A 26,748-nucleotide genomic window follows, 5' to 3' on the forward strand; every position below is an offset into this window, starting at 1 on the left:
TTATTTTTTGATTACTCACATAGGGTCGATAAGTCTAGCATCATACAAATTGGATCAATCACTGATGATAATTTAAAAATTATATCAAGATTATACTCTAAAATAGTAAACAGAATTTCAAAAGATTAGAATAAAAATGTAATGTTTTATATTTATGTTTGTTTGTAATGGATTTTTATTTGGTCTAAATTAAACAAAATGTTTGTTGTGCTTATTATGTTTTTTTGCAGAAGAGCTATTGATATTAAATATATTTAATGATTTGTATGAAATGTGACATCTAATGTAGTAAATATGTTTCCTTACTTTAGTGAGTAAGTATAGTACTGAAACTAGAGTAATTCTTAAAATTTTACTAACCTAAAAGATGATCGAAGTGTTTATATATAATATATGCATGTTTTTATACAAGAGAACTCTTTACAATTTGATACAGATCGCGCCTCTATTAGATTGTTTTATTAGTTATTCAAATATATTATATTTTCATATATCATATATATGATATATGAAAATATAATATATTAACTTCTAATGTATGTTTATTTAATATACTGAAATATATTATATAGTTTTTCATATATTTTATGCGTAATCTCTAATAAAATGATTCAAATCATATCATGTATATATTGTATAAATATATATCTTCATAGAAGATCTTCAGAGAATATTTACTTGAAGTGGGAAGTGTGCTTATAGCTTAGTATATACAGGTATTTTATAATTTTTAAAATTATAATTGAATCATTATTTTAAAATGTACTCAATGGTTACTATACGTCTTTATCTTAACTTTTAGGAATTTCATAGTTATTTATATTTTTAGATAGTTAAAATTAGATAGGTTATATCGTATATTTTTATATATCATAGATATATATAATATACTAATGATATGAAAAGATATTTTTAATTTTATTAATTTAATATTATTTATGATAATTAAAAATAATCTATTTTATGTGTAAAGCTATCACTGTTTTATATAATAAAATATTTGAGGAACCTCATAAGATTAGAGGTAGATAATATAGAATGTAATAATATAGATTATTGAGTTTTATAATAAAGCTACAATTTTTAGTTCTTTAAAAAATCTGGTCACTGATAATAGTTTAAGTCTTATTTTAATAGTAAATAATGAACATTAAATAATTATATTAGATGTAAATTTTTTGTCTACACTAAAACTATCATTGTAATTAATGTTTTTAAAAATATAATCTTCTGAAGATTGGCTATTTTGTCTAGATTAATCTGTGAAAATCAGGTATTTGGCTTAAGTGATTGAATTATTTTTTTATAGCACTATAAACTTTAAAATATTTATTACATATAATTACTGTATGATGACCGAATACTTTATTCAACATATGCTGATAAGGAAGAAAAGAGTTAGCGACAATTCTTAATTCACCTCCTTTATATAAAAAATTAGGCGCATCTGTAATTAATGTTCGTGCAATATCTAAAGTTATTTTTGATCCATCATGGAACGGTGGATTAGCCACAATCATATGGAAGTATCCTGTAATTTTAGAATAAATATTACTAGCTACGACAGTTCCTTTTAGGTTGTTACATAATAGTGTAGCCTTGCTGGCAACAAGAGCCGCTGCATTTACATCAGTTAAGATAATATCTGCTAATGGTGATCGGTTGGCTATCATAGCAGAAATCACACCTGTGCCGCAGCCAATATCTAGAATTTTTCCTTTTATAGCTTCGCTAAAAGTTGATAATAAAAGTTTAGTTCCATTATCGAGACCATTATACCCGAATACCCCTGGTAAACTTTTCAGCGTTATTCCTTCTGTTAAATGTTCATGCCAGAATTCACATGGATTAAAATATGACCTTTTTGTAAGAGATCCATAATATAGACCACAACGATGAGCACTATCAATCTTTATCAGATTAACCCAATTTTCGACCATACTATGAGCGCTGCGTATACCGCTAGAATACTCTCCAACTATAAAAATATCACTTCCACATGTTAGTAAAGATAATAGATTTTGTAACTGAAATTGTGCTTTTTTTTTATTATTTGGCCAATAATAAATCAGAGTATCACAATTATCTAAGATGCTTGGTATGGGTAATAGGCTGAAATAAACATTGGTTTGTAGTATTTGATTGAGAGTTTCCCATTGATGATATTGTTGGGTATGTATATAACTATTCTCGGTTTCTAGTTGAACAGATAATGTGTCTTGTAAGTTACCAGAAAACACTATATGTCGTTTAGTAAATTTATTATGATGTCGTAAGAGCATCGTGCTAGCTGGGCTGAAAATGGACATGAATACATCCTAGTGCATCATAGCTGTAATTTTATATTTTACAGACTAGTTAATAGATTGGTTTCTATTATATACATGATATTATATATAATATAAAATTATATTAAAATATAAAAAAATATTTTAGTATTCTCTAATATTAAGTTTGATTTATGACTTTACTAATAATTACTACAAGTCAGGTGATTGTTTAGAGGAAGGTATGATATGTATATTATATTTTTAAAGTTTTAAAAAAGTGTTATAAATACAACTTTTTTTCCTTATTCATCGTATATATTTATTAGTGAATAGCGTCAGGATTTAGTTATTAGATAGGTAATCAGTATGTCCATAAGACGTCGCGATCAGTTGCTAAAAAAAATAGGTATTACTCAGTATAAATTGAAGCGTCTTTATGTTCTAGCAGGAGATATTGTGATTAAGCTACCTGTGGAAACTCGTCTAGTTATCGTTTCAGATAGACTGCCGGTTTTAACAGATTCACTAGTAGTCGATGTGTTACGAACTTTACATTTAAAATTAATGCAAGTTCAGGTTTTAACTACAAATCAGCTATCATTATTACAGCAAGATGCTCATCATTATAGATGGCTTATAGGTGTAAAATCTTCTAAACTTTTTACCGGGATTCAACTTACGTCACCTATATTATCAGAGCTGCATTATAATCCAAGAGCTAAACGAGCGCTTTGGAAGCAAATATATCAATATCAGTTAGATCTCTAGAATTCTATTAAAAAATAATACATATAAAATCATACCATTATATAGATAAACTATAGCATGAGTTGTTTACTGAAGTATAAAAATAAGAGTAACTACTAGTGAAAAATAAAAACTTCTACTGTTTATTGTTATATGCCGATAGGGTATTAGGTATTCTAATGTGGGACACATTACAGAGAAGAGCGCTTATTTATTAATACATATCTTTTTGTAAGATTATATACATTTGATAGATTTTTATATTATTTAATTTGGGTATCTTCAAATGGTTTTTTATAATAAATACAAAAATGTTTGTATTACTATCATGAATCTCTGTTCTACATATAGACGTGATATCACTGATGGTTCCTAGATATAGTATCTAGTCTATTACTAGACTAGTAGTGCTTATATGATTATATAAATATATACATACTGATTTAATGATTTTCAATATTAGTAAATTATTCTTGTTTATCGCCTGATATCATTAGATAATATATAGTTACACGCATAATGCTGATCTACTTTATAGTAATAAATGACTTATTTGAAAGTATCTTTAAAATATTATTAATTGGATTTTTCTATGTCTAAAGAATTGTAGTGGTATAGAAATAACTAGTATTAAATGCGAATCATGGGATTGCATTTCATAGATAAAACTCATATAGCAATATATTTCTTCATTTTTATTATTGGTACGTTTAGATGCATAAAATATTGTATATATTATAAATACTATTTACTGTGATAATTTTACCAAAATACAAACATTGTATAAATCTTTTCATAAAAAAATATTTTTTCTAAATAATTTGTAAATTGTTTTATTCATATTTTATAGATAGTCAATATCAATTTGATTACATTGAAGCTATAGATCTCTTATCCTTATTGATTATTTTTTAGATTGTGTAACTGTTTTTATAGATAACATAGGTCTTTTATCTGTTTACTTATATGGATAAAATTTATAGTAGGTTATATAGTAAAGCTGTAATAGTGCAATATAAAAAGATGAACTTAAACCAATATTATATACAATTATATCGTATAAATAAAATTATATTACATATTTTTTTGTATATAAAATTACAGTAAGAAAGTCTTTAATATATTTTCTTATATAGTATATTTAAGTAGAATATTTAAGATTCTTATCATTTAGGTTGTTATAACTGATATTTTAGCCTGATGCTTAAGGAACAGGAGAGATTAGAACAACTATAATGTCCCTGCTATACCAGAGGTATAGATATGCTGATTATATAGCAAAGTGTATGCATGAACATTAAGAATTAAATTTAATGGTTGAAAGTTATTCCATGTGATAAAGATATTCTTAAAATAGATTATTTAACTTTATACAATGGTATACATAATTTTTATAAGGCTATCATTGGGCGCAAATGACTATGAGTAAAGCTTTAGTAATAGTTGAGTCTCCGGCAAAAGCAAAAACGATTAATCAATATCTTGGCGGGGACTACATAGTGAAGCCCAGTGTGGGGCACATTCGTGATTTACCTACTAGTGGCTCGTCATTTTATAAAAGTACTAATTTCACAACTGGTAGCAATCATGCAAAGATAAAAAAAAATGAAACAACGTCGTTAGTTAGCCGTATGGGTATAAATCCTTTTAATAATTGGGAGGCTAATTATCACATTTTGCCAGGTAAAGAGAAGGTTATATCAGAACTTAAAGAAATTGCTAAAAAAGTAGATCATATTTATCTTGCAACTGACTTGGATCGTGAAGGGGAAGCTATTGCATGGCATCTGCAAGAAGTTATTGGCGGTGAAAAATCACGTTATAGTCGTGTGGTATTTAATGAAATAACCCAATCTGCCATCTCTGAAGCTTTTAGTCAGCCAGGTGTTATAAACATGTGTCGTGTGAACGCGCAGCAGGCGCGTCGTTTTATGGATCGCGTGGTGGGTTATATGATATCACCGATTCTTTGGAAAAAAATTGCACGAGGATTGTCTGCTGGTCGTGTTCAGTCAGTAGCAGTGCGTTTAGTTGTTGAGCGTGAACGTGAGATTAAAGCTTTTATTCCTACAGTATATTGGACGCTGCATGCCTTTTTGAGAACCTCCGATAATATTGTTTTTCAAATGAAGGTAACGCAATATTTAAAAAAATCTTTTTCTCCCATAAGTCCCTCTGAGATTCATGGTGCTAGTACTCTATTAGCTACATCTAGTTTTATTGTTAAAGATTATATAGAGAAAATGATCACCGTGAAACCAGGAGCTCCATTTACTACTTCTACCTTACAACAGACTGCTAGTACGCGTCTTGGTTTTAGTGTAAAACGCACAATGATGATGGCGCAAACATTATATGAGGCAGGGTATATTACATACATCCGAACTGATTCGACTAATCTCAGTCAGGATGCAGTTGTGATGGCCCGTAGTTATATTAAAGAAAAATTTGGTATAAAATATCTTCCAAAAACAGAGGTAGTATACCGCATTCAAAGGAATGAGGATGAAGCCCATGAAGCTATTCGCCCATCAGATGTCAAAGTGCTCAGTATTCAACTACAGAATATGTCAGCTGATGCAAAAAAGTTATATCAGCTCATCTGGCGTCAGTTTGTTACTTGTCAAATGGTCTCTGCGCAATATAATTCCCGAACTTTAATCGTAGAGGCGCAAGGTTTTAAATTGAGTGTCAAGGGGCGCGCTCTGTTCTTTGATGGTTGGATGAAAGTAATACCTTCTCTGAAAAAAAATCATGAAGAGACGATTGTCCCGAAATTGGTAGTTGGCAGTGAATTAAGTTTAAAGAAACTTTCGCCTAATCAGCATTTTACGCAGTCTCCTGCTCGATTCAATGAAGCGTTACTTGTGCGTGAACTAGAAAAACGTGGTATTGGTCGTCCTTCAACTTATGCATCTATCATTGCCACCATTCAGGATCGTGGGTATGTCAAACTTGATTCTCGTCGTTTTTATGCTAAGAAAATAGGTGAGATAGTCACTGATCGGTTAACGGAAAATTTTCCTGACTTAATGAATTATAACTTTACTGCGCACATGGAAGACAACTTAGATCAGATAGCAAATAATATAGCAGAATGGAAGATGGTTTTGGATGATTTTTTTATAAAATTTAGAGAGCAGTTAACAACAGCAGAAAGAGAGCCTGCGCAGGGTGGGATGAGGCCCAATAAAATAGTCAAGACTTCTATTGAATGCCCTTCATGCAGACAACAGATGAATATTCGTACCGCTAAAACTGGCGTCTTTCTTGGATGTTGTGCATATACTTTAAAACCAAAATTACGCTGTAAACAGACTATTCATCTTATTCAGGATAACTCTACACTACTGAATATATCAAATGACAATAATAACAACACAGATATATTATGTGTAAGGCGTCGTTGCAAGTTATGCGGTGTAGCTATGGATGTATATTTTATAGATCATGAGCGTAAACTTCATATTTGTGGAGGAAATCCTGAATGCGATGGTTATGAAATTGAATACGGTAAATTTAATATAAAAAGTTATGCTAAATCTGTTATGAAATGTGAGAAATGTAGCGCTGAGATGTTTATAAAGCTAGGTCGTTTTGGGGAATATGTTGCTTGTGTTAACCATAATTGCAAAAATACACGAAAAATAATGCGTAATGGTGATATCGCTCCACCAAAAACAGATCCAGTGCCTTTACCAGAGTTAATGTGTACAAAGTCAGATGCTTTTTTTGTTTTACGTGATGGTGCTTCTGGCATGTTCTTAGCAGCTAATACGTTTCCTAAATCACGTGAGACTAGAGCTCCCCAAGTAGTAGAGCTTCAACGTTATCGTGATATTTTACCAGAAAAATGGTTATATTTAACCTATGCACCTATGGTGGATACAGATGGTAATATAGCGACAATACATTTTAGTAGAAAAACTAAAAAACAGTATGTCAGTACTAAAAAAGATGGTAAAAGTACTGGTTGGTTTGCATATTTTATCAATGGTAAATGGGAGGAGTTTCAAAGGTAATTATGTATTTTGTGTGGATTTTATTTATTACCAGAAACACTTTTAGTATGTTTTTAATAATCATTTTATTCCATAACAGAATAGTATTAGATTTAATTAAATTTTATAAATTTAAACGATTAGATTACTACTTAGTGGATATTTTTATAGATTTACTAAGTGTTATGTTAGGTAATGTATAATTAACTGAATAATCTATAATGATTGACAGTACTTTGTATATAAGTTATGAGCTTTTCAGTAGATAATAGCTTTAAAATTAAGAATTTTTTTATAGAATATAATGTTTTAATAGTTTGTCACATTAGAGATGTTTTTTAGTATACTTACCTATAGATATTAGATTAATATATCAGTAAATAATATAAGTTATGTATACACTAACTTTATCATAAATAGTCATTAATCTTATATTTATTAATGGATATAGGATTAATTTTTTTATGTTATATTAACTTTATCATATAATTTTTATAAAAAATATAATATATAATAAGTATAATCAGAAAACTGATATAAGTACATAAATAACGTATTAAGCATAATAAAATCATAGAGTGATTATAGATGAGAAACCTGACGATAGTTATGATATAATATTGCACTAGATATGATGTTGATAATAAAAATAACAAACTCCCCAGTAAGGTATTGGATCAAGATAGATAGATAACGATTTTTAAAATCTCAATATCTAAAATCTAATCAATGCATGGATAGATATATAATGAGTGTCCTCGTTGAGATTTTAATGAAGCAATAATATTTTTATCAAATACTTTTTTGATATTAGCCCAGAATAATATTGCATATATATTGCATATATATTGCATATATATTTAAATTTTACTAGATGATATCTTTTTTTTTGAATAGATAAGATCTACCTTATATATATTATATTTAGTAGAAATATAATCAGTGATTATAATAAAAACATCTAAGACAATAAATTTGAGGATTGGCCTTACATTATTTAGCTAGTTCTTATATTGATAGTAGATTAATATTAATCATTTATTATATAGAAAAATTAATTTTTACAAAAAAGTTTAAAAAAATAAAATTTTTTAATATTTAAATTATATTAATAAAGTATGTATTGGTAAAGACTTTTTATAATATTGTTATATACCTAGATGATACATGTAGATTGATATTATAATTATAGATTTTTTTAATGATGTTATTATACAGTAATGATACATATACTAAGTATTCTTTACTATGACAAGTATACCTACCATTCAGATCTCTGTATATTCTTTTAAATGAGATTGAAAAATAAAATAAAATATTATAAATTACTTTATATTATAAAAACAAAAAATTATAATTTTAATATTTCTAAAATTGTAGAAAATCTATATGCTTCTTTTTCTAAGATAATAAAAATGTTTACATTCTAGAAGATAAATCTGCTATCTACAGAGCAGATTTACTATAAAAATACTTAACTTTTTATTACTATAGTGGAGATGAATGTAATTTATATAATAGTGATTTTTTTTTAAAAATCTACGCTAATGAAATTAATAGATAATAAATATATATTACAATTTTGATGTAATTTTATTAGATATAGTTATAATGTATATTTAAAAAGTACATATTATTAATCATTATTAAAAACTTTCTAGATAAATATTTTGGTGCGTTTTTATATATTTATCAGGGATTTGAAACCATAATAGTTGAATTTATTTTAAAATTATATTTTTCTTACTATAGTTACTTGAGCTTTGTATCAGTACAATAACTGAATTATGATGTTCTACTACCCCTAGAATCGCATATTGATTATTATTTTAAACCTTTTTTCTAACAATCTATTCATAAATATTGTAGAAGCAGTGAGCTGTCTATGATAGTAATTGATATTTTCTAGTTTATAGTGTATTGAATATTTGATATGAGTAATTATTTTTTGTTTAATTATAATCTAAAATATTTTATTTATCACTACTTATATCGATATATTTCAGATCTATATGAGAGTAGTAATAACTATTAAAGTGATTAATAGAATGATAATAAATAATTTTTTTGAATATGCGCGTAATCAGTATCTCACTAAAAAATATCTGGACTGCAAATATTACTGAAATGTGTTGTTCGAGTCAGAATTCTGATATTACTATTAGTGTCATTGTATGTGGAATTTTTCTCTGTATTTTGGCGAGGTTATGTTGATGAATCCGCATCTTTGCGATCTGATCAGGGTATTGATATTTTTTTTTAAAAATTATTATCTACCTGAAAGGAAATAGAGTGTAGATTGATCAAGTATTTTTTTATTCTTTTAATGGATATATTTTTTAAAATATAGGATATAGTTTAAATTTTTCAAAATTATAGGTAAGCATAAATTAGTATATTATACTAATAGAATATCAAAAAGATGCATTAAATAGTTCGATAGCGATCTATTTCAATGATTTTTTCAATAAAATATAAATATATTTTATTTTTGTAAAATCTTGTTTTATTATTTATTCTTGTCTTTTGATTGATTATGCATCTTCTTTTACACTATCCGTTGATTATTATTTTAGAGTTAGTGCATGGACAACAAAAAACAAAGTCACGCTCAGTTTATTCCTATTTTTCATAAATCGTTTTTATTACCAAGATACTGGGGTATTTGGTTAGGTATCGCTGCGTTATCTATTTCAACTTTAATACCAGTATGTTTGCGTGATCCAATTTTAGGTGCATTAGGGCGTATAATAGGCAGGTTAGCTCTAGGTGCTAGACGTCGAGCATTAATTAATCTGTTATATTGTCTTCCGGAAAAATCTGAATCAGAACGTGAAAAAATTGTAGATTCCATGTTTTCTACTATGTCACAGGCAATGGCTATGATGGCTGAATTGGCGCTGAGACCAAATTTAGCAAAATCTCGTATTCATTGGCATAGAAGGGATATTATTGATGATTTACGTCAAAGTGGACAAAATGTTATATTATTAGCACCTCATAGCTGGGCAGTGGATTTACCAGCGATGTTATTGGCAGCTGAAGGTCAAAGAATAGCAGCTATGTTTCATCATCAGAGTAATGTAGTTATTGATTATATCTGGAATTTAGTGCGATGTAGATGTGGTGCGCGTATGCATGCTCGTAATGATGGGATACGACCTTTTGTGAATTCTATTCGTCAGGGGTACTGGGGTTACTATCTGCCAGATCAGGATCATGGAGAAGCACAGAGTGAATTTGTAGATTTTTTTGCAACATATAAAGCCACTTTGCCTATTGTTGGTCGAATGATGAAAGTGTGTCACGCGACAATTGTACCACTTTTCCCAGTATATGATAGTAAGACTCATTCTTTAGACATTTATCTAAGAGCGCCTTTCATAAAAGATTTTCTTGTTATTGATAACATCGAACAAGCTCGGCGATTAAATGCAGAAGTTGAAGTATTAGTACGCCCTAATCCCGAGCAATATACCTGGATATTAAAACTATTAAAAACACGTAAACCAGGCGATCAAGAACCATATAAACGTCCAGATCTATATCCTAAGAAATAAATTTTAATTTTTTAGATATAGAGAACTACATCAGTGATGGTATTTTTATTTCTATTTCTCTAATTCTAAATGAGATCTGGCTTTAGAAATGGATTAAGTATAAACGTGATTATTTAGGTATTATATTACTTAATACAGAGAGATTATATTAATAATTACAAATATAGTTTTTAAAAGATAAGTATTAAAGATATATCTAGTAGATACCTACAAATACTCTATTTTAATGTATTCTAGCAGATGATTTATGATTAAGCATTTTTAATTTTGGAGGGTCTTTTTTTAGTAAAATATCTATATAGTTTATGTTAGGAAAAACGAATATATATAAAATATGATTAGATAATAATTAAGAATTTTTTCTAAATATTATGAGTGGCGCATTAGGAGATAACTTGTATTATTTTTTATATGATGCAGTATATTTTAAACTTCTTTATATATACATAATGCATTTATATGTTAAAGTTTTAGATAAATTAACTAGTTAAGTTATTATGTAGGTGTTTATATATGATTAGTTGTCCAATTATTGAGCTAACAAAACGATTAATCTGCTGTCCATCTATCAGTCCGAATGATGCTGGTTGTCAGGAAATTTTAATTTCTCGTCTCAAGAGGATAGGTTTTACAATTGAATCAATGAATATTGGGGATACAAAAAATTTTTGGGCATGGCATGGTCATGGGAAATGTTTAGCTTTCGCAGGTCATACTGATGTAGTATCAACTGGTGATTTACAATATTGGACGCACCCTCCATTTGAGCTTACTATGCAAAATGGTATTTTATTTGGTCGTGGCGTGGCTGACATGAAGGGTGCTCTATCAGCTATGATTATCGCAGCTGAACGTTTTGTAACGATAAACCCAAGGCACAAGGGGCGGTTAGCATTTTTAATTACCTCAGATGAAGAAGACAGCGGCAGCAATGGTACAGTAAAGGTAGTTGAAAAATTAATAGCGCGTCATGAAACTTTAGATTATTGTTTGCTTGGGGAGCCAACTAGTACTCAAAGAGTAGGGGATGTAATAAAAAATGGTCGTCGTGGATCAATTACTGCCAATCTTCATATCCAAGGTCTTCAAGGGCACATTGCTTATCCAGATCTTGCTGATAACCCAATACATCATGCAATCCCAATTCTTCATGAGTTGCTCGTTACTCAATGGGACACAGGAAGTGAATTTTTTCCACCGACTTGCATGCAAATTTCAAATATACAGGCTGGAGCTGGTGAAAGTAATATTATTCCAGGAGATTGCTTTATTAAATTAAATTTTCGATTTAGCCCGCAACTTACAGAACTATCAATTAAACGACGTGTTCAGGAGTTGTGTAATCGATATGATTTCCGTTATAATATTACCTGGAAGGCTATGCGGAAACCATTTTTAACCCTCAGTGGTGATCTAATAGATGTAGTTGTTAATACAGTTAAGCAGTATACCAACCGTGCTCCAAAAATATTAACGACTGGTGGCACTTCTGATGGGTATTTTTTTAAAAAAATGGGAGCTCAGGTTGTAGAGTTAGGGTTAGTAAATGCCACTATTCATCAAAGTAATGAATGTATTGAAGCATCAGACTTGCAAGTGTTAAGTCAAATGTATCAGCGTATCATGGAGCAGCTTATGATTTAATAAAGTAGCATGATGATATTAATAAAATAATATAGGTAACTTTAGGGGTGCTATTAATGATTGGATTTTTGTTTATGATTTAAACAGACCTGAAAAGACTGAACCTAAAAAAATATTAACAGTGCTAGATTTATTCTTCTATAGATTATTTATTGTTTAGGATTACTCTTTTAGAATAATTCATTTTTATGAAAAATACTATTTAATATAATATATTAAGTTTTTTTATTATCTTCTTCTTTTTGATTAAAGATTATTTTTAGCACATTTACGTTAATTGTACCATGTATTACTAATTGTTCTTCGAACATTGATAAATATATAAAAAAATAGTATAGAAAAAACAAAAATAAAGTAATTAATAAAATTACTATGTATATACTAATAATTAATCTTTTTAAATTGTTTACTAGATAGATTTGCAAAACTTAAATGATGATACATTCTTTCTATGTATAATGAATATATGTATTATAAATTTTGTGTTCGGAGCTAAATTATATTTTTGTCATGACTATCGTATGTTTCTTAAAAATACAAAGATCTATACATCAATTCATAGCTGATTAACAGATTATCTTAAATGAAGTATTAGGATAAATATTGGGTAATTTTATTGTTTATATTATCTTAATACTAATCACAATGTTAAACTGGGTGTATTATTTTTCTCAAAAGTAGTTAATTGAGTTTAATGTTTTGATTTTTCGTAAATTTTATTTTACTTAGTAAATATTTTTCTCTGTTATCTTTTTTGTTATACTTTTTAAGTAGCATCTTTTATAAAAAAGAGTCACTTATTATTTAATGATTATAATGAGCTTATATTAATATTTAGCGGGTAACATAATCCACATAATACCATTGTTAACACTTCTATTTCTAACCATACTGATTGGTTAAAATTTTTTTTTAATTTTAGTTCTATGTTACGCATGAGATGAAATACATATAGAAAATTTATATTTGACAGGCGTTGGGTGGCAAGAGTTAAATAAGTACGGCGTTGTTGATATATTCGATGCTGATTTAATATAATATGTAGTGGAGTATATGTTATTTTTCTTTTTATAATGAGAAGTAATGTTAGATCACGCTGTAATATACGTAGCAGAATCATTGGTTCAGTATTTTCCGAACTTATTTTATGCAAGATGTGAATTGCTCGTTTACCATCTCCTGCCAGCACGGAATTTAACCAGTTAAATATAGTAAAATGCGCTGAATTATGAATGATTTGTTTAATATGTCCTGCAGTGACTTTCGTATTAGGCCATAATATTAAGGCTTGTTCTAGTACTTTTGATAATTCTAGCAAATTACCTTCATAAGAATAGCATAAAAGTTGGTGTACTTCGTCATTTATTTCTAAATTTAATTGTTTTGCTCTATCTGATATCCAAATAGATAACTTTTTGAATTCCATTGTATGACATGAAACTTCTACTGCATTTACAGATAGGTTATTATACCATTTAGTATTTTTTTGTTTTTTAGAGAATGAGGAAGCTTGAAGTATTAGCAAGATATCAGGATGAATGAAGGTAGACAGTTGCATAAGTTGTGTGTTTATAAAAGACCCGGGATCGCAATCTGGAAATATAAGTAAAAATATTTGACGGGTATTGAATAAACTAAATGATTGACAAATTATAAAAATATTCTGCCAATCTGTTTTTTTATTTAATTCAATCTTTAAGTATTCTGTAAAGCCCTGTTTTTGAGCAGCGGCGCGAATAATATTTTTCGCTTCTTCTAACAAAAAAAGTTCATTACCAACTAACATATAGCACGTTTTTAAGCCTTTGGTAAGTTGAGCATCAAGCTGTTCAGGATAAATTTTTTGCATAGGTTGTATTTTTCTATGTTAATGATACCCACGAGGGATAACATAAATATGTTCTAATGATTAATTATTACGCAAGTGAATGGTAGTGCGATTTGTCGTATAATAAGTTTGTGAAAATTGATGTATTAAGTTTTCCACTGCCTGCATCCTCATGTCATTAATGATAATACTTTGTTCAGTGTCTTTTGCTAAAGGAGCATATGGGTGATCAAAAAATGAACGAGATATTGTTGATGTTATTGGATATATTCCTTTATTAGGAATGATCACTTGTATAAAAATAGTCATAATAATTGAATATTCGGATGTTTTTCCATCTGAAAAAATAGAAAGTGTATTACGACTAATCTCCTCTTTTTGTAATCGTATAGAGGCTCTTTTTATATTTTTTCTTTCTCTTTTAATCACATGTATACCATGTAGTTGAAGTGCCTCATATAATGTCATAGCCAGCGGACCGTATGGATCTTCTGTGTCTAGAGTAAGCGTTTTCATTTCGAATGGTATTTCAGTAGCGTGATATGGATGATATCCACATCCATTGATACTCCATATAAAGATACTAAAAAATAAAGAAACCAATAGTTTTTGCAAAATGCCCTTCTAATTTAAGTAAGTACAAAATTAAGTATTTTTCCTGGTACATAAATAATTTTTTTAATTCGAGTACCGTGAAGATATTTTAAAACTATAGGATCTTTTTTAGCACGTTTCTGTATTTCTTCCTGTTTTAAGTTTTTTTCTAATATAATTTTACTACGAATCTTACCATTAATTTGAATCACTACTAATTGATTTTCTTCAATCGTTGCAATTTTATCTTCTTGAGGCCATGGAGCGTAATCTATAGCTTCTTTTCTTCCAAGGGCTTGCCATAGTATAAAGGTAATATGAGGGGTAAATGGATGTAGCATACGGACTATAGCGACAAGAGCTTCTTGCATTAACATACGATCGGTTTCTGTTTTTTGTGGTGCAATTATTAGTTTTTTTGTTATTGTCATAATAGCAGAAATAGCTGTATTAAATGCTTGACGCTGTCCTATATCTCTAGATACTTTTCTAATCGTTTGATGCAAATGACGACGTAAGACTTTCTGTTCATAATAATATATAGGATGCTCAAGAATTTTTGGAATACCTAGCATAGTATGTTGCCAAACTAATTTCCATAGCCGTTTTAAAAATCGCTGCATTCCTTCAACCCCTGTGATTTTCCATTCTAAGCTCATATCTATCGGTGCTGCAAACATAATAAATAATCGAATAGTATCAGCGCCGTAACGGTTTACCATTGTTGTTACGTCAATGCCGTTTTTTTTAGATTTTGACATTTTAGTCATACCGGCATAAACTAATTTATTACCATCTCTATCTACAGCATGTAGGATTTTTCCGTTATGATCACGTTCAATGATGAGATTAGAGGCTGATACCCAACTACGCTCTCCTCGGTTACTGGTAAAATAAAAAGCATCAGATAAAACCATACCTTGACAGAGAAGACGTTTTACAGGCTCATTAGAATTTACTAGTCCGGCATCACGTAGAAGTTTATGAAAAAAACGAAAATAAAGAAGGTGCATAGTAGCATGTTCAATTCCTCCTATATAGCAATCTACCGGTAACCAGTAGTTAGCAGAGGATAGGTCTAACATTCCATTTTTATAGTTAGCAGAGGTATAACGCGCATAGTACCAAGAGGATTCCATAAAGGTGTCAAAAGTATCAGTCTCACGAAAGGCTTTTTGACCATTTACGATGGTTTGAGCCCATGTTTCATCAATTTTTATAGCATTCGTAACATCATTAGAGAGATTGTTTTTTGGCAACATAATTGGCAATTGATTATTTGCAACAGGTAAAATTTCACCATTTTCTAGAGTAATCATTGGGATTGGTACGCCCCAATATCTTTGACGTGATACACTCCAATCTTTTAGGCGGTAGTTTATTTTTCGTCTTCCTATACCTTTTTTAATTACTTTATCAACTATCATAATAAAGGCTTTTTCACATGACAAACCATTAAATTCACCAGAATTAAATAGCGTGCCTTTTTTTGTCATTGCACATCGAGCAAGATTTAGAATGCTATGATCAGTAGAGAGAATAACAGATTTAATAGGTATATGATATTTTTGAGCAAACTCCCAGTCATTTTGACTATGACCTGGTACTCCCATGATAGCACCTGTGCCATATTCCATTATGACATAATTTGATATCCATACCGGCAATAAGTCTCCTGTCAGAGGGTGTTTCGCTACCAGTTTGGTCAGTATTCCTGTCTTGTTAATTTTTACACTATCCGCTTTAGATGCTCTGATTTTATAATATTTATTAATAAAGTTTACTACAGATGGATCATGAATAGCAGCTATATTAGCTATTGAGTGATTTGCTGCTACTGCAATATATGTTACTCCCATTAAAGTATCTGGTCGCGTAGTATATATCTTGATTATTTCAGTGCTATCTAAAACTTTAAAATCAATCTCCACCCCTTCAGAGCGCCCAATCCAATTTTTTTGCATAGTTTTGACATTTTCAGGCCATTCCTTTAAAGTCTCGAGATCATTTAGTAATTCCTCAGCATAATTTGTTATTCTCATAAACCACTGCGGGACATTTTTATTCTCCACAAGAGAATGACAACGCCAACAACAACCATTAATAACTTGTTCGTTAGCCAATACTGTCATATGGCGAGGGCACCAATTAACTGGTTCAGTTTTTTTATAAACTAAACCTTTTTTATAAAGTTGAATAAAAAACCATTGCTCCCATTGGTAATAATCTGGTTGACAAGTGGTAATCTCACGACTCCAATCATAACTCAAGCCAAGTGATTTTAATTGATGTTTCATATGATTAATATTGGCATAAGTCCAAGATGATGGTGGTGTATTATTCTCAAGCGCTGCAGATTCGGCTGGAAGTCCAAAAGCATCCCACCCAATGGGGTGTAATACATTTTTACCCAGCATACGATGATAGCGGGATAAAACATCACCAATAGTATAATTGCGTACGTGCCCCATGTGTAAAGAACCAGAAGGATAAGGAATCATGGAGAGACAGTAATATTTTTCTTTATTTTTAATTTCGGTTGCCTTAAATGTTTCATGTTGATTCCAGTATTTTTGAACATAAGCCTCTATTGCTTGAGGGTGATATTGTTCTTTCATGGAGCTAGTGATCCTTTGTGATGAAAACAATTGTTAGTACTCGATTTATAGATACTAAATCCTATTGATCTAAAAATTATCATGACTGATGTGTGTCAGTTCTTAAAAGTAATATTTTTGATGCGGTATAGCATCAGTAGATAAAGGTTACCTGAGTGTATCAGAGCTTAATGAATATTTTTAGTGTTTAGAGAAGGATTTATGGTTATTGTTAAAGCTTTTTTTATGAGTTTCTTTTTATATTTCTTGTATCTTAGTTTTACAATTATCTGTGTGAAAAAAATAAAATATCCATATTAGAACTTTTAATATTTCAAAAATTTATTATAGTATGACTCATTAATACAATAATTCAAGTACATTAAAATACCATTCAAATTATCTTGTTTTCTTTTATGTGATGTTTATAAAACAAAATGATATCATATGATATTTAACATCTGACATTGACCAATGAGTTATTAGTTTTGTGTTTATAAAGTACATAAATTGGATAATAGAATAATGATGTATGTTATAATATATTTATATAAACATTTAAGATTTTAGGTATATGACATATAATACATATTATCATGATATAGTTATATATTATCTAGTATAGGTGATCATGATATCTTAATTAGGTATGACATAGTGGTTAAGTTATGGCATAATAAAATATATAATATAATCTTCGTATAATAAATAATTATCAGATTGTATTATTAGTATAAGTGTTTCTCTTATTCTCTTTTATCATATGAAAGGGTATTTTTAGTAGTGTGCTATTTTATGGAATCTGTGCAAAAAACTATTACTTATCTTAAAACTCTTCTTAGAAACTATCAATATCAGTATTATGTAATAAATGAACCAGGTATACCTGATGTAGAATATGATCGTTTGATGGAGACCCTTCGTCAATTAGAGATCGAAAATCCTAATCTTCTTACACAGGATTCCCCAACTCAATGTGTAGGTGGATCTTCTATAAGTAGCATTTTTAAACCAGTTCATCACAAAATTCCGATGTTATCTTTAGATACTGTGTCAGATGAGAGTAGTTATCTTGTTTTTCATCAGCGGTTAAAAAAAAGATTAAACATTAGCAAGGGTATCACATTATGTTGTGAGCTTAAGCTAGATGGTTTAGCAGTTAGTTTATTATATATCAATGGTAGATTGGTTCGGGCATCTACTCGCGGTGATGGGCTGGTTGGAGAAGATATCACTGCTAATGTTAGAACTATTAGCATTGTTCCAGAATATCTCACAGGCAATAAGATTCCAGATTATCTAGAAGTGCGCGGAGAGGTATTTATGTCACACGCAGGATTTAAAAAAATAAATCAAACAGCTTATAGAGAGGGACATAAGATTTTCTCTAATCCGCGTAATGCTGCTTCTGGTTCTTTACGTAATTTAGATCCTTGTATTACAGCCAAGCGTCCTCTGACCTTTATATGTTACGGGTTGGGATTTTTTAAAGGTAGATCAATGCCGCGTAGTCATATAGCTTGTTTGCAATATTTTAAGGCTTGGGGATTACCGGTAAATGATAATACGCGTCTTTGTTATTCTTCTGGAGAAGTAATTAAATTTTATCATAATGCAGAAATGAAGCGTCCATTTTTTGGTTTTGATATTGATGGGGTAGTAATTAAGGTAGATGATCTAGAATTACAAAAGAAGATAGGTTCTTCTTCGCGTGCTCCAAGATGGGCGGTAGCTTTTAAGTTTGCAGCACAAGAAGCTATCACAAAATTGAATAATGTAGAATTTCGAGTTGGTCGCACCGGAGTAATTACGCCAGTTGCACAATTATCACCTATTCGGATTGCAGGAGTTCTTATAAGTAGAGCAACATTACATAACGTACATGAAATTAATCGACTTGGATTAAAAATTGGAAATAATGTTGTCATTCGTAGGGCTGGTGACGTTATCCCGCAAATAATTAGCGTTGCGAAGCCAGATGTTGATAGTAATATAATTGTAAAAAACATTACTATTCCAAAACAATGTCCAGGATGTGGTTCTAAGATACGGTTTATATCAGGTGAATTAGCTTTACGCTGTACAGGTGGATTATCTTGCGCCGCGCAACGTAAAAGCGTTATAAGGCATTTTACCTCTCGTAAAGCATTAAATATCAATGGTATGGGTAAAGCAATAATTAATCAGTTGGTGGATAAAGGGTATATAAATAATCCAGCCGATCTTTTTATGCTTACAATAGATCAACTTATCAGTTTAGAACGTGTTGGCCAAAAATCAGCACAGAATATAATAGATGCACTTATTATCTCAAAAAAAACTACTTTTGCGCGTTTTATATACGCTTTGGGGATCAGTAAAATTGGATTAGTGGCAGCAGAAAATCTTGCATCTCATTTTGTTACATTAAATTTTCTTCTTGCAGCTGATCTAAATGCATTAAGTTCAGTGTATGGTATTGGTCAAACAGCTGCAAGTTATTTAAAAGAATTTCTGGATGATGCAAATAATCGTGAAGTTATTCGGATGTTGGTAGTAGAAGTTGGTATTTACTGGTAATAATTATATATAAAATACAAAAAAATACAAAAAATAATTTAAAATTTTTTGTAAAAGTATGATAGTTAGTGTATTGTTTATGATTTTTTTTAGAATATATTTACTTATTGTATAAAAGTATGCGTAGCTATATTTAGTCATTTATTTTCTACAAGAGCTTATCTAGTTATTTTTAAAGAAGCATCATAAGATCTTATTATATAATTTATCAGTGTCTTAAAAAAGAATTTAAAAGATCATCAAGTAACAAGTCTAGTGATTTAGCATCTATTTCTGATCTGTAATTATTGATTAATATTTAATGAATGATCAAAATTATAACTATATATATCATTATATATGAAATCTAGTTATTTACTATAGTTAAATTTTATTTGAATATTATATGTTGAAGTAAAATTTGTATTTTACAAAAACCAGCATGCATAAAAATATACTGTGTACGTATATATATCGAGATATATACTTATTTAATAACAAATCTATCAATAAAACTAAAATATTAAAGCTACTTGATAGTAGATATTTTTTTAAAAATAAAGTATAGCTTCAGTATATATCAACAGTACCTTAGCTAATTATCTTATTTAACAATATTATATTTTCGCTATAGGTGCTATGCATAAGAATAATATGAGCAATATGTAATACTTTGCTGTGCATCTTTTAAGCCTCCAACAGTTCTTAGATCCTAATAAGAAGTTTTGATTTGTAATTTTATCATTTTAAGAGATATGATATTTACCATAGTGTAGATTTTATTTTCAAAACCTCAGAGGATTATTTTAGTATTTTTATCAATTCATGCCATTTTAAGAAATATAAGTAAAATAAGTGTATATAAAGTAATATTATTAATTAAAATCACTAAAGTATTGACATTAATACTTTTATATATTTAAAAATATTATTTTTAACTATAATATTAAAGAAATAAAACAAATTTAATCGAGATATGTTTAGTGTTATTAACATACTTTATTAATAATTTTAATTATAATGCGGTTTTATTCTGATTAACAGATATCAATAATCTTTATTAATCTTAATTATGATTAATGATAAGAATATAATATAATTAATTATATAATAAGTTTTCGTTAATATGCCAATAGAATTATGTTTGTGGTGCATTAATGATATGTGATCTTTCGGTTATGTATTGTTTGTTTTTTAGTTAGAAACATTATAGAGGATTATCCAAGGTTAAGAATAAACTAGTGATTTCACACTAAAAAATTACAATATAAACTTTTAAAAAGATCATGATATTGATAAAAATTATAGTCTTTGGTAAGAGGATAACTACTTTATTTTCTAAAAAATCGTATAATTTTTATATAAATAAATTTTAATATTATATTTTGTAAATCAATATCAAAGGATTTAGTCTGCTTTAAATTATTTTTCTAAATAATTTTAAATTAGTATAGATTTTGAATATGTCAGTAATTTTATTAGCTTGATGTTTTTTTTTAAAAACTTGTCTTATGTACAAGTTATTATACGCAGCACAATAAGGCACATTAGCCTGGAGAATTACTTTTTTTAAAATTTTCATTTTAATACTTAAGGATTCAGACTTTCTAGTCCCATATATTTTATGCAATACATGCACATACCATTGTTCTATATTTTAGGGGTAGATATTTATTTTTCTTCTAAAAAGGTCGCATAGACTATTTTATATGTATCAATAGAATTACATGTATACTTTATATCACTTAATAGCGCAGCATCATCATTGAATAGCGTAAGCTATTAGTTAGTGTTTTATATAAAAACCTATAAAGTAAACAATGATATAAAATGACTACTTGATCTCTAATTATATATCTCATTGTATTAAAAAAGTTTTCCATGTTGACTATAATTGAATAAGTTTAGAGTTTGCATTCTTTAGTAAGAAACAGGAACAACTATACATGCGATAGAAATATCGTCTCTGGACTTTTCTCAAGATAAAATATTATTTCCAATTTGTTTTTTGTAATGTATTTTGATGATATATGTTATTGTAGTTTATATTATGATGTATAATAATAAAATTATCATTTTATAAAATGTAGACATATTCTATCAGATTTTATAATGCATAGATTGTACGGAAGTAACATGTATAGAAAGAGATAGTCTATGCATAATATTCACATCAGATTTGTATTACTAAAATTCAAACAATTTTCTTAATTATTTATTTTATACAAAAATTTAATTTTATAAACAATACCTGTATGATGACTTGTAAATGACTTTTTAAATATTATTTTTTTTATATAAAGATTACGGTATGTATTTATTTTGATATAAATATTTATTTATATATTATTTAAGTTTTATTGTCTTAAGTAATTTACTATTTTATTTCACAATATCTATTGAAAATTATGAGGCCTGATTTACTTTGGCCAAAATGAAAATAAGAGAGAGCTTTATGAATCCTGAGTGTTCTGAATTCATCGAAATCCCTGTCTTACCGTTGCGAGATGCAGTGGTTTATCCCCATATGGTCATTCCCTTATTTGTAGGACGCGAAAAAGCCATCTGCTGTATAGAAACCGCTATTAATCATGACAAAAAGATTATTCTCGTTGCTCAAAAAGAATCTGTAACGGATGAACCTAGCATTCAGGATCTTTTTTTAGTTGGAACCGTTTCCTCTATTTTACAGATTCTAAAATTACCAGACGGTACTGTAAAAGTCTTAGTTGAGGGGTTGCAGCGTGTTCAAATTACTACTTTATGTGATCACGGTGATCATTTTACAGCTACAGCTAAGTATTTAGTCTCTCCGGTAATGGAAGCGAAAGAGCAAGAAGCGCTAGTGCGTTCCGCAATTAATCAATTTGCAGGGTACATCAAACTTAATAAAAAAATCCCACTTGAAGTGTTGACGTCACTTAATAATATTGATGATGCTGCGCGTCTTTCTGATACTGTTGCAGCTCATATGACATTAAAGCTCTCTGAAAAACAGTCTATTCTTGAGATGTCAGACGTTAGTAAACGTCTAGAGTATTTAATGGCTATGATGGAATCAGGGATGGAATTACTACAAGTTGAAAAACGTATTCGTGCTCGTGTTAAAAAACAAATGGAAAAAAGCCAGCGAGAATATTATTTAAATGAACAGATAAAGGCTATTCAAAAAGAACTTGGTGATATAGAAGATACACCTGATGAAAATGAAGCTTGGAGACGCAAGATTGACCGAGCGAGGATGCCACAAGAAGCGCGAGAAAAAACTGAAGCTGAGCTGAATAAGTTAAAAATGATGTCACCTATGTCAGCAGAATCCACTGTCGTTCGTAGCTATATTGACTGGATGATACAAGTTCCATGGTATAATCGTAGTAAGATGAAAAAAGATTTGCAAAAAGCACAGGAAACACTAGATATTGATCATTTTGGGTTAACTGTTGTAAAAGATAGAATACTAGAGTATCTAGCTGTTCAGAGTCGGGTTAGTAAAATAAAAGGACCAATCCTTTGTTTAGTTGGTCCTCCGGGAGTAGGTAAAACTTCTTTGGGTCAGTCTGTTGCTAAAGCAACAGGAAGAAAATATGTACGTATGGCATTAGGTGGGATGCGTGATGAAGCAGAAATTCGTGGTCATCGCCGTACTTATATTGGCTCTATGCCTGGAAAAATTATTCAAAAGATCACTAAAACAGGAGTAAAAAATCCATTATTTTTATTAGATGAGATTGATAAAATGTCATCTGATATGCGTGGTGATCCGTCTTCAGCTCTTCTCGAAGTACTAGATCCAGAACAAAATGTTGCTTTTAATGATCATTATCTAGAGGTTGATTATGATCTCTCGGATGTCATGTTTCTCGCAACCTCTAATTCAACGAATATCCCAGCAGCACTATTAGATCGCATGGAAGTCATTTGGTTGTCTGGTTATACAGAAGATGAAAAACTTAATATTGCTAGACGGCATTTGTTGTCTAAACAATTCGAGAGAAATGCATTAAAAAAAGATGAATTAATTATTGACGAAAGCGCACTGGTTAGTATTATTCGGTACTATACACGTGAAGCTGGTGTGCGAAATCTAGAGCGAGAACTATCAAAATTATGTCGTAAGGCAGTTAAGACACTGCTTATAGATAAAACTATCAAAAAAATGTTAATCAATTCTGATAATTTAAAAGATTATCTTGGTGTCCAGCGTTATGATTATACTCGTGTTGATTCTCATAATCGTATAGGTCAGGTGACAGGGTTAGCATGGACTACATTTGGCGGTGGTGACCTACTAACGATTGAGGCAGCTTGTGTTCCAGGTAAAGGAAAGCTTACTTATACAGGATCCTTAGGTGAAGTTATGCAAGAGTCGATTCAGGCTGCATTAACAGTAGTGCGTGCTCGGGCATCAAAATTAGGTATTAAAAATAATTTTTATGAAACAAAAGATATTCATGTACATGTTCCAACTGGAGCAACACCTAAAGATGGTCCTAGCGCAGGTATTGCAATGTGTACTTCTCTTGTTTCATGTCTGACTGGTAATCCAGTGAGATCTGATGTGGCTATGACCGGTGAGATCACCTTGCGTGGTCAAGTATTACCTATTGGTGGTTTAAAAGACAAATTATTAGCCGCCCGTCGCGGTGGTATTACGACAGTTTTAATACCAGAGGAAAATAGACGTGATCTTGAGGAAATTCCAGATAATATTGTTTCTAATTTAGCCATTCATCCTGTCACTTGTATTGAAGAAGTATTAGATTTATCATTGCAGTTTAAAATACCTATTCCTGCATCTATATAATAGATATGGTATTTTTTTATTTTAATATATCTTTTTTAACGACTTTGTAGTTTACAATGTAGTAATAGATTATATTTTATACTTAATATATCAATCTGTTAGGAATGATCTCTAGTTTTTTTATAAAACTAGAATTAGGATTTTTTATATTGTCCTAATTCTAGTTTTCTTATAAAATTATTAAAAAATATAAATAAAATTATATACAATATATGTCATTCTAAAATTATTTTTATATATATAAATTTTTACTCTAGATGATAACATCATATTATATATATTATAGTCAAGAGACCATAAATTTAATCGTCTAAAAAGCTTTTTAAAACTTCTGACCGACTGGGATGACGTAACTTACGTAATGCTTTTGCTTCAATTTGACGAATGCGTTCTCGCGTTACGTCAAATTGTTTTCCAACTTCTTCTAATGTGTGATCAGTATTCATATCGATTCCAAAACGCATTCGTAAAACTTTTGCCTCACGTGCAGTAAGCCCTTCTAACACATCATATGTTGCAGCGCGCAGACTTTCAGAAGTTGCGGAATCTAAGGGAAGCTCTAAAGCTGTGTCTTCAATAAAATCACCAAGATGTGAGTCTTCATCATCTCCAACTGGGGTTTCCATAGATATTGGTTCTTTAGCAATTTTCATCACTTTACGGATTTTATCTTCCGGTATAAGCATTCGCTCAGCTAATTCTTCCGGTGTTGGTTCACGACCTATTTCTTGTAGCATCTGTCGTGAAATACGGTTTAATTTATTAATGGTCTCAATCATATGCACTGGAATACGAATTGTACGCGCCTGATCGGCGATAGATCTAGTAATAGCCTGACGAATCCACCACGTAGCATAGGTTGAAAATTTATAACCGCGACGATATTCAAATTTGTCCACTGCTTTCATTAAACCAATATTACCCTCTTGAATCAGGTCTAAAAATTGTAGACCACGATTAGTATATTTTTTAGCGATAGAAATGACTAGCCTTAAATTTGCTTCCACCATCTCCTTTTTAGCTCGCCGCGCTTTTAATTCACCAATAGACATTCGACGGTTAATATCTTTTACTTGCTCAATAGTTAAGCCAGTTTCCTTTTCAATTGCTTGCAGTTTTTTAAGGCTGTATAATACGTCATCTGAAACATCTTTGAGTTTTTCTGACCATCGTTTATTCATAGTGATTGCAGTTTGTAGCCAATTATCATTTGTTTCATTACCAGTAAATAGAGTAATAAAGCTTTTTTTAGGCATTTTACACCATTCTACACATAGTTTCATAATGAGACGTTCTTGTGTTCGTACGCGTTCCATCATGATACGCATATTATTTACTAGTAATTCAAATTGTTTTGGAACTAATCGGAACTGTTGAAATACATCAGAGAGATTTTTTATTTCTTCAAGAGCATTAATATGACTACGGCTCCTAGATTTGATAACAGTACGAGTGATTTCATATTGAGCTCTTAGAGCACTAAATTTTTCATGTGCTAATTCAGTATCAATGTTATGTTCATCATCTGAAGTTTCATCATCAGAGTCATCATCTTCATTTTCACTGACCTCTTCTGAAGGGAGATCTGTGCCAATATGAGTAGAAGTAGGTGGTATATCTATCTCTGCATTGGGGTCAACAAACCCAGTAATTAAGTCCGAGAGACGGGCTTCGTCTAATCGAACTTTTTCATACTGTTCTAAAAGATATGTAATTGCTTCTGGGTATTCAGCAACAGAACACTGCACTTGGTTAATTCCATCTTCAATTCGTTTGGCAATATCAATCTCACCCTCACGTGTTAGTAGTTCAACTGTGCCCATTTCACGCATGTACATGCGCACCGGATCAGTTGTACGTCCAATTTCAGACTCAACACTAGATAGAACTTGAGCAGCTGCTTCCACAGCATCTTCGTCAGTATCGTTGCTATTTTCGTTTAGTATTAATTCATCGACATCAGGTGCTTCTTCTACAACTTGAATTCCCATGTTATTAATCATTTGAATGATGTCTTCGAGCTGATCGGAGTCTACGATATCATCAGGAAGATGATCATTGATCTCAGAATAGGTTAGATATCCTTGCTCTTTACCACGTGTAACAAGTAATTTAAGCTGCGACTGTGGGTTTTGCTCCATAAGGCTGTATCCATACTTCTAAAA

The 26,748-nt window shown here is 30.0% G+C and carries 11 protein-coding genes; 6 read left to right on the forward strand and 5 right to left on the reverse strand.

Features of this window, described 5'->3' with window-relative positions; genetic code table 11:
• Positions 1-1,295: 1,295 nt before the first annotated feature.
• On the reverse strand, positions 1,296-2,309 hold the full coding sequence (rsmC, locus tag ERCIPSPA2889_RS01440) for a 16S rRNA (guanine(1207)-N(2))-methyltransferase RsmC (RefSeq protein WP_157989099.1): 1,014 nt from the start codon (positions 2,307-2,309) through the stop codon (positions 1,296-1,298).
• A gap of 327 nt (positions 2,310-2,636) precedes the next feature.
• Between rsmC and ERCIPSPA2889_RS01445 the strand changes: the two genes are divergently transcribed.
• From ERCIPSPA2889_RS01445 to dapE, 4 genes are all read left to right on the forward strand, one after another.
• Positions 2,637-3,038, forward strand: coding sequence for a DNA polymerase III subunit psi (locus ERCIPSPA2889_RS01445; RefSeq protein WP_157989100.1), 402 nt, complete (start codon positions 2,637-2,639; stop codon positions 3,036-3,038).
• A gap of 1,400 nt (positions 3,039-4,438) precedes the next feature.
• Positions 4,439-7,039, forward strand: a complete 2,601-nt coding sequence (gene topA, locus ERCIPSPA2889_RS01450) for a type I DNA topoisomerase (protein WP_157989101.1) — start codon at positions 4,439-4,441, stop codon at positions 7,037-7,039.
• Between the two features lie 2,564 nt (positions 7,040-9,603).
• Entirely contained in the window at positions 9,604-10,578 is a 975-nt protein-coding gene (lpxM, locus tag ERCIPSPA2889_RS01455) for a lauroyl-Kdo(2)-lipid IV(A) myristoyltransferase (RefSeq protein ID WP_157989102.1), read from the forward strand.
• Between the two features lie 516 nt (positions 10,579-11,094).
• Positions 11,095-12,222 carry a succinyl-diaminopimelate desuccinylase gene (dapE, locus tag ERCIPSPA2889_RS01460; protein ID WP_157989419.1) on the forward strand — a complete coding sequence of 376 codons (1,128 nt, stop codon included), beginning with the start codon at positions 11,095-11,097 and terminating at the stop codon, positions 12,220-12,222.
• An 811-nt stretch (positions 12,223-13,033) separates the two neighbouring features.
• Here the strand turns inward: dapE and holA are convergent.
• Genes holA through leuS form a run of 3 tightly spaced genes read right to left on the reverse strand, consistent with a single transcriptional unit; the run spans position 13,034 to position 17,262 of the window.
• Positions 13,034-14,071, reverse strand: a complete 1,038-nt coding sequence (holA, locus tag ERCIPSPA2889_RS01465) for a DNA polymerase III subunit delta (protein ID WP_157989103.1) — start codon at positions 14,069-14,071, stop codon at positions 13,034-13,036.
• A 60-nt stretch (positions 14,072-14,131) separates the two neighbouring features.
• A complete protein-coding gene (gene lptE, locus ERCIPSPA2889_RS01470) occupies positions 14,132-14,665 on the reverse strand; it encodes an LPS assembly lipoprotein LptE (protein ID WP_157989104.1) in 534 nt (177 codons plus the stop codon).
• A gap of 14 nt (positions 14,666-14,679) precedes the next feature.
• Positions 14,680-17,262 carry a leucine--tRNA ligase gene (gene leuS, locus ERCIPSPA2889_RS01475; RefSeq protein WP_157989105.1) on the reverse strand — a complete coding sequence of 861 codons (2,583 nt, stop codon included), beginning with the start codon at positions 17,260-17,262 and terminating at the stop codon, positions 14,680-14,682.
• A 774-nt stretch (positions 17,263-18,036) separates the two neighbouring features.
• Between leuS and ligA the strand changes: the two genes are divergently transcribed.
• Positions 18,037-19,800 carry an NAD-dependent DNA ligase LigA gene (gene ligA, locus ERCIPSPA2889_RS01480; protein ID WP_157989106.1) on the forward strand — a complete coding sequence of 588 codons (1,764 nt, stop codon included), beginning with the start codon at positions 18,037-18,039 and terminating at the stop codon, positions 19,798-19,800.
• Between the two features lie 2,434 nt (positions 19,801-22,234).
• The gene (lon, locus tag ERCIPSPA2889_RS01485; RefSeq protein ID WP_157989107.1) at positions 22,235-24,583 is read left to right on the forward strand and encodes an endopeptidase La; all 2,349 of its coding nucleotides are present in this window, start codon (positions 22,235-22,237) and stop codon (positions 24,581-24,583) included.
• 302 nt (positions 24,584-24,885) lie between these two features.
• On the opposite strand, the gene rpoD is transcribed toward lon, so the two are convergent.
• Positions 24,886-26,724, reverse strand: coding sequence for an RNA polymerase sigma factor RpoD (gene rpoD / locus ERCIPSPA2889_RS01490; protein WP_157989108.1), 1,839 nt, complete (start codon positions 26,722-26,724; stop codon positions 24,886-24,888).
• Positions 26,725-26,748: the final 24 nt, after the last annotated feature.

The sequence above is a fragment of the Candidatus Erwinia haradaeae genome (genome assembly GCF_900698985.1).
Lineage (GTDB): Bacteria > Pseudomonadota > Gammaproteobacteria > Enterobacterales > Enterobacteriaceae > Erwinia_E > Erwinia_E haradaeae_B.

What these genes read in the sequence shown, in the direction of transcription:
- leuS (WP_157989105.1), bottom strand. Translation starts at nt 17,262, where the DNA reads ATGAAAGAACAATATCACCCTCAAGCAATAGAGGCTTATGTTCAAAAA.
- lon (WP_157989107.1), top strand. Translation starts at nt 22,235, where the DNA reads ATGAATCCTGAGTGTTCTGAATTCATCGAAATCCCTGTCTTACCGTTG.
- topA (WP_157989101.1), top strand. Translation starts at nt 4,439, where the DNA reads ATGAGTAAAGCTTTAGTAATAGTTGAGTCTCCGGCAAAAGCAAAAACG.
- holA (WP_157989103.1), bottom strand. Translation starts at nt 14,071, where the DNA reads ATGCAAAAAATTTATCCTGAACAGCTTGATGCTCAACTTACCAAAGGC.
- ligA (WP_157989106.1), top strand. Translation starts at nt 18,037, where the DNA reads ATGGAATCTGTGCAAAAAACTATTACTTATCTTAAAACTCTTCTTAGA.
- ERCIPSPA2889_RS01445 (WP_157989100.1), top strand. Translation starts at nt 2,637, where the DNA reads ATGTCCATAAGACGTCGCGATCAGTTGCTAAAAAAAATAGGTATTACT.
- rpoD (WP_157989108.1), bottom strand. Translation starts at nt 26,724, where the DNA reads ATGGAGCAAAACCCACAGTCGCAGCTTAAATTACTTGTTACACGTGGT.
- rsmC (WP_157989099.1), bottom strand. Translation starts at nt 2,309, where the DNA reads ATGTCCATTTTCAGCCCAGCTAGCACGATGCTCTTACGACATCATAAT.
- lpxM (WP_157989102.1), top strand. Translation starts at nt 9,604, where the DNA reads ATGGACAACAAAAAACAAAGTCACGCTCAGTTTATTCCTATTTTTCAT.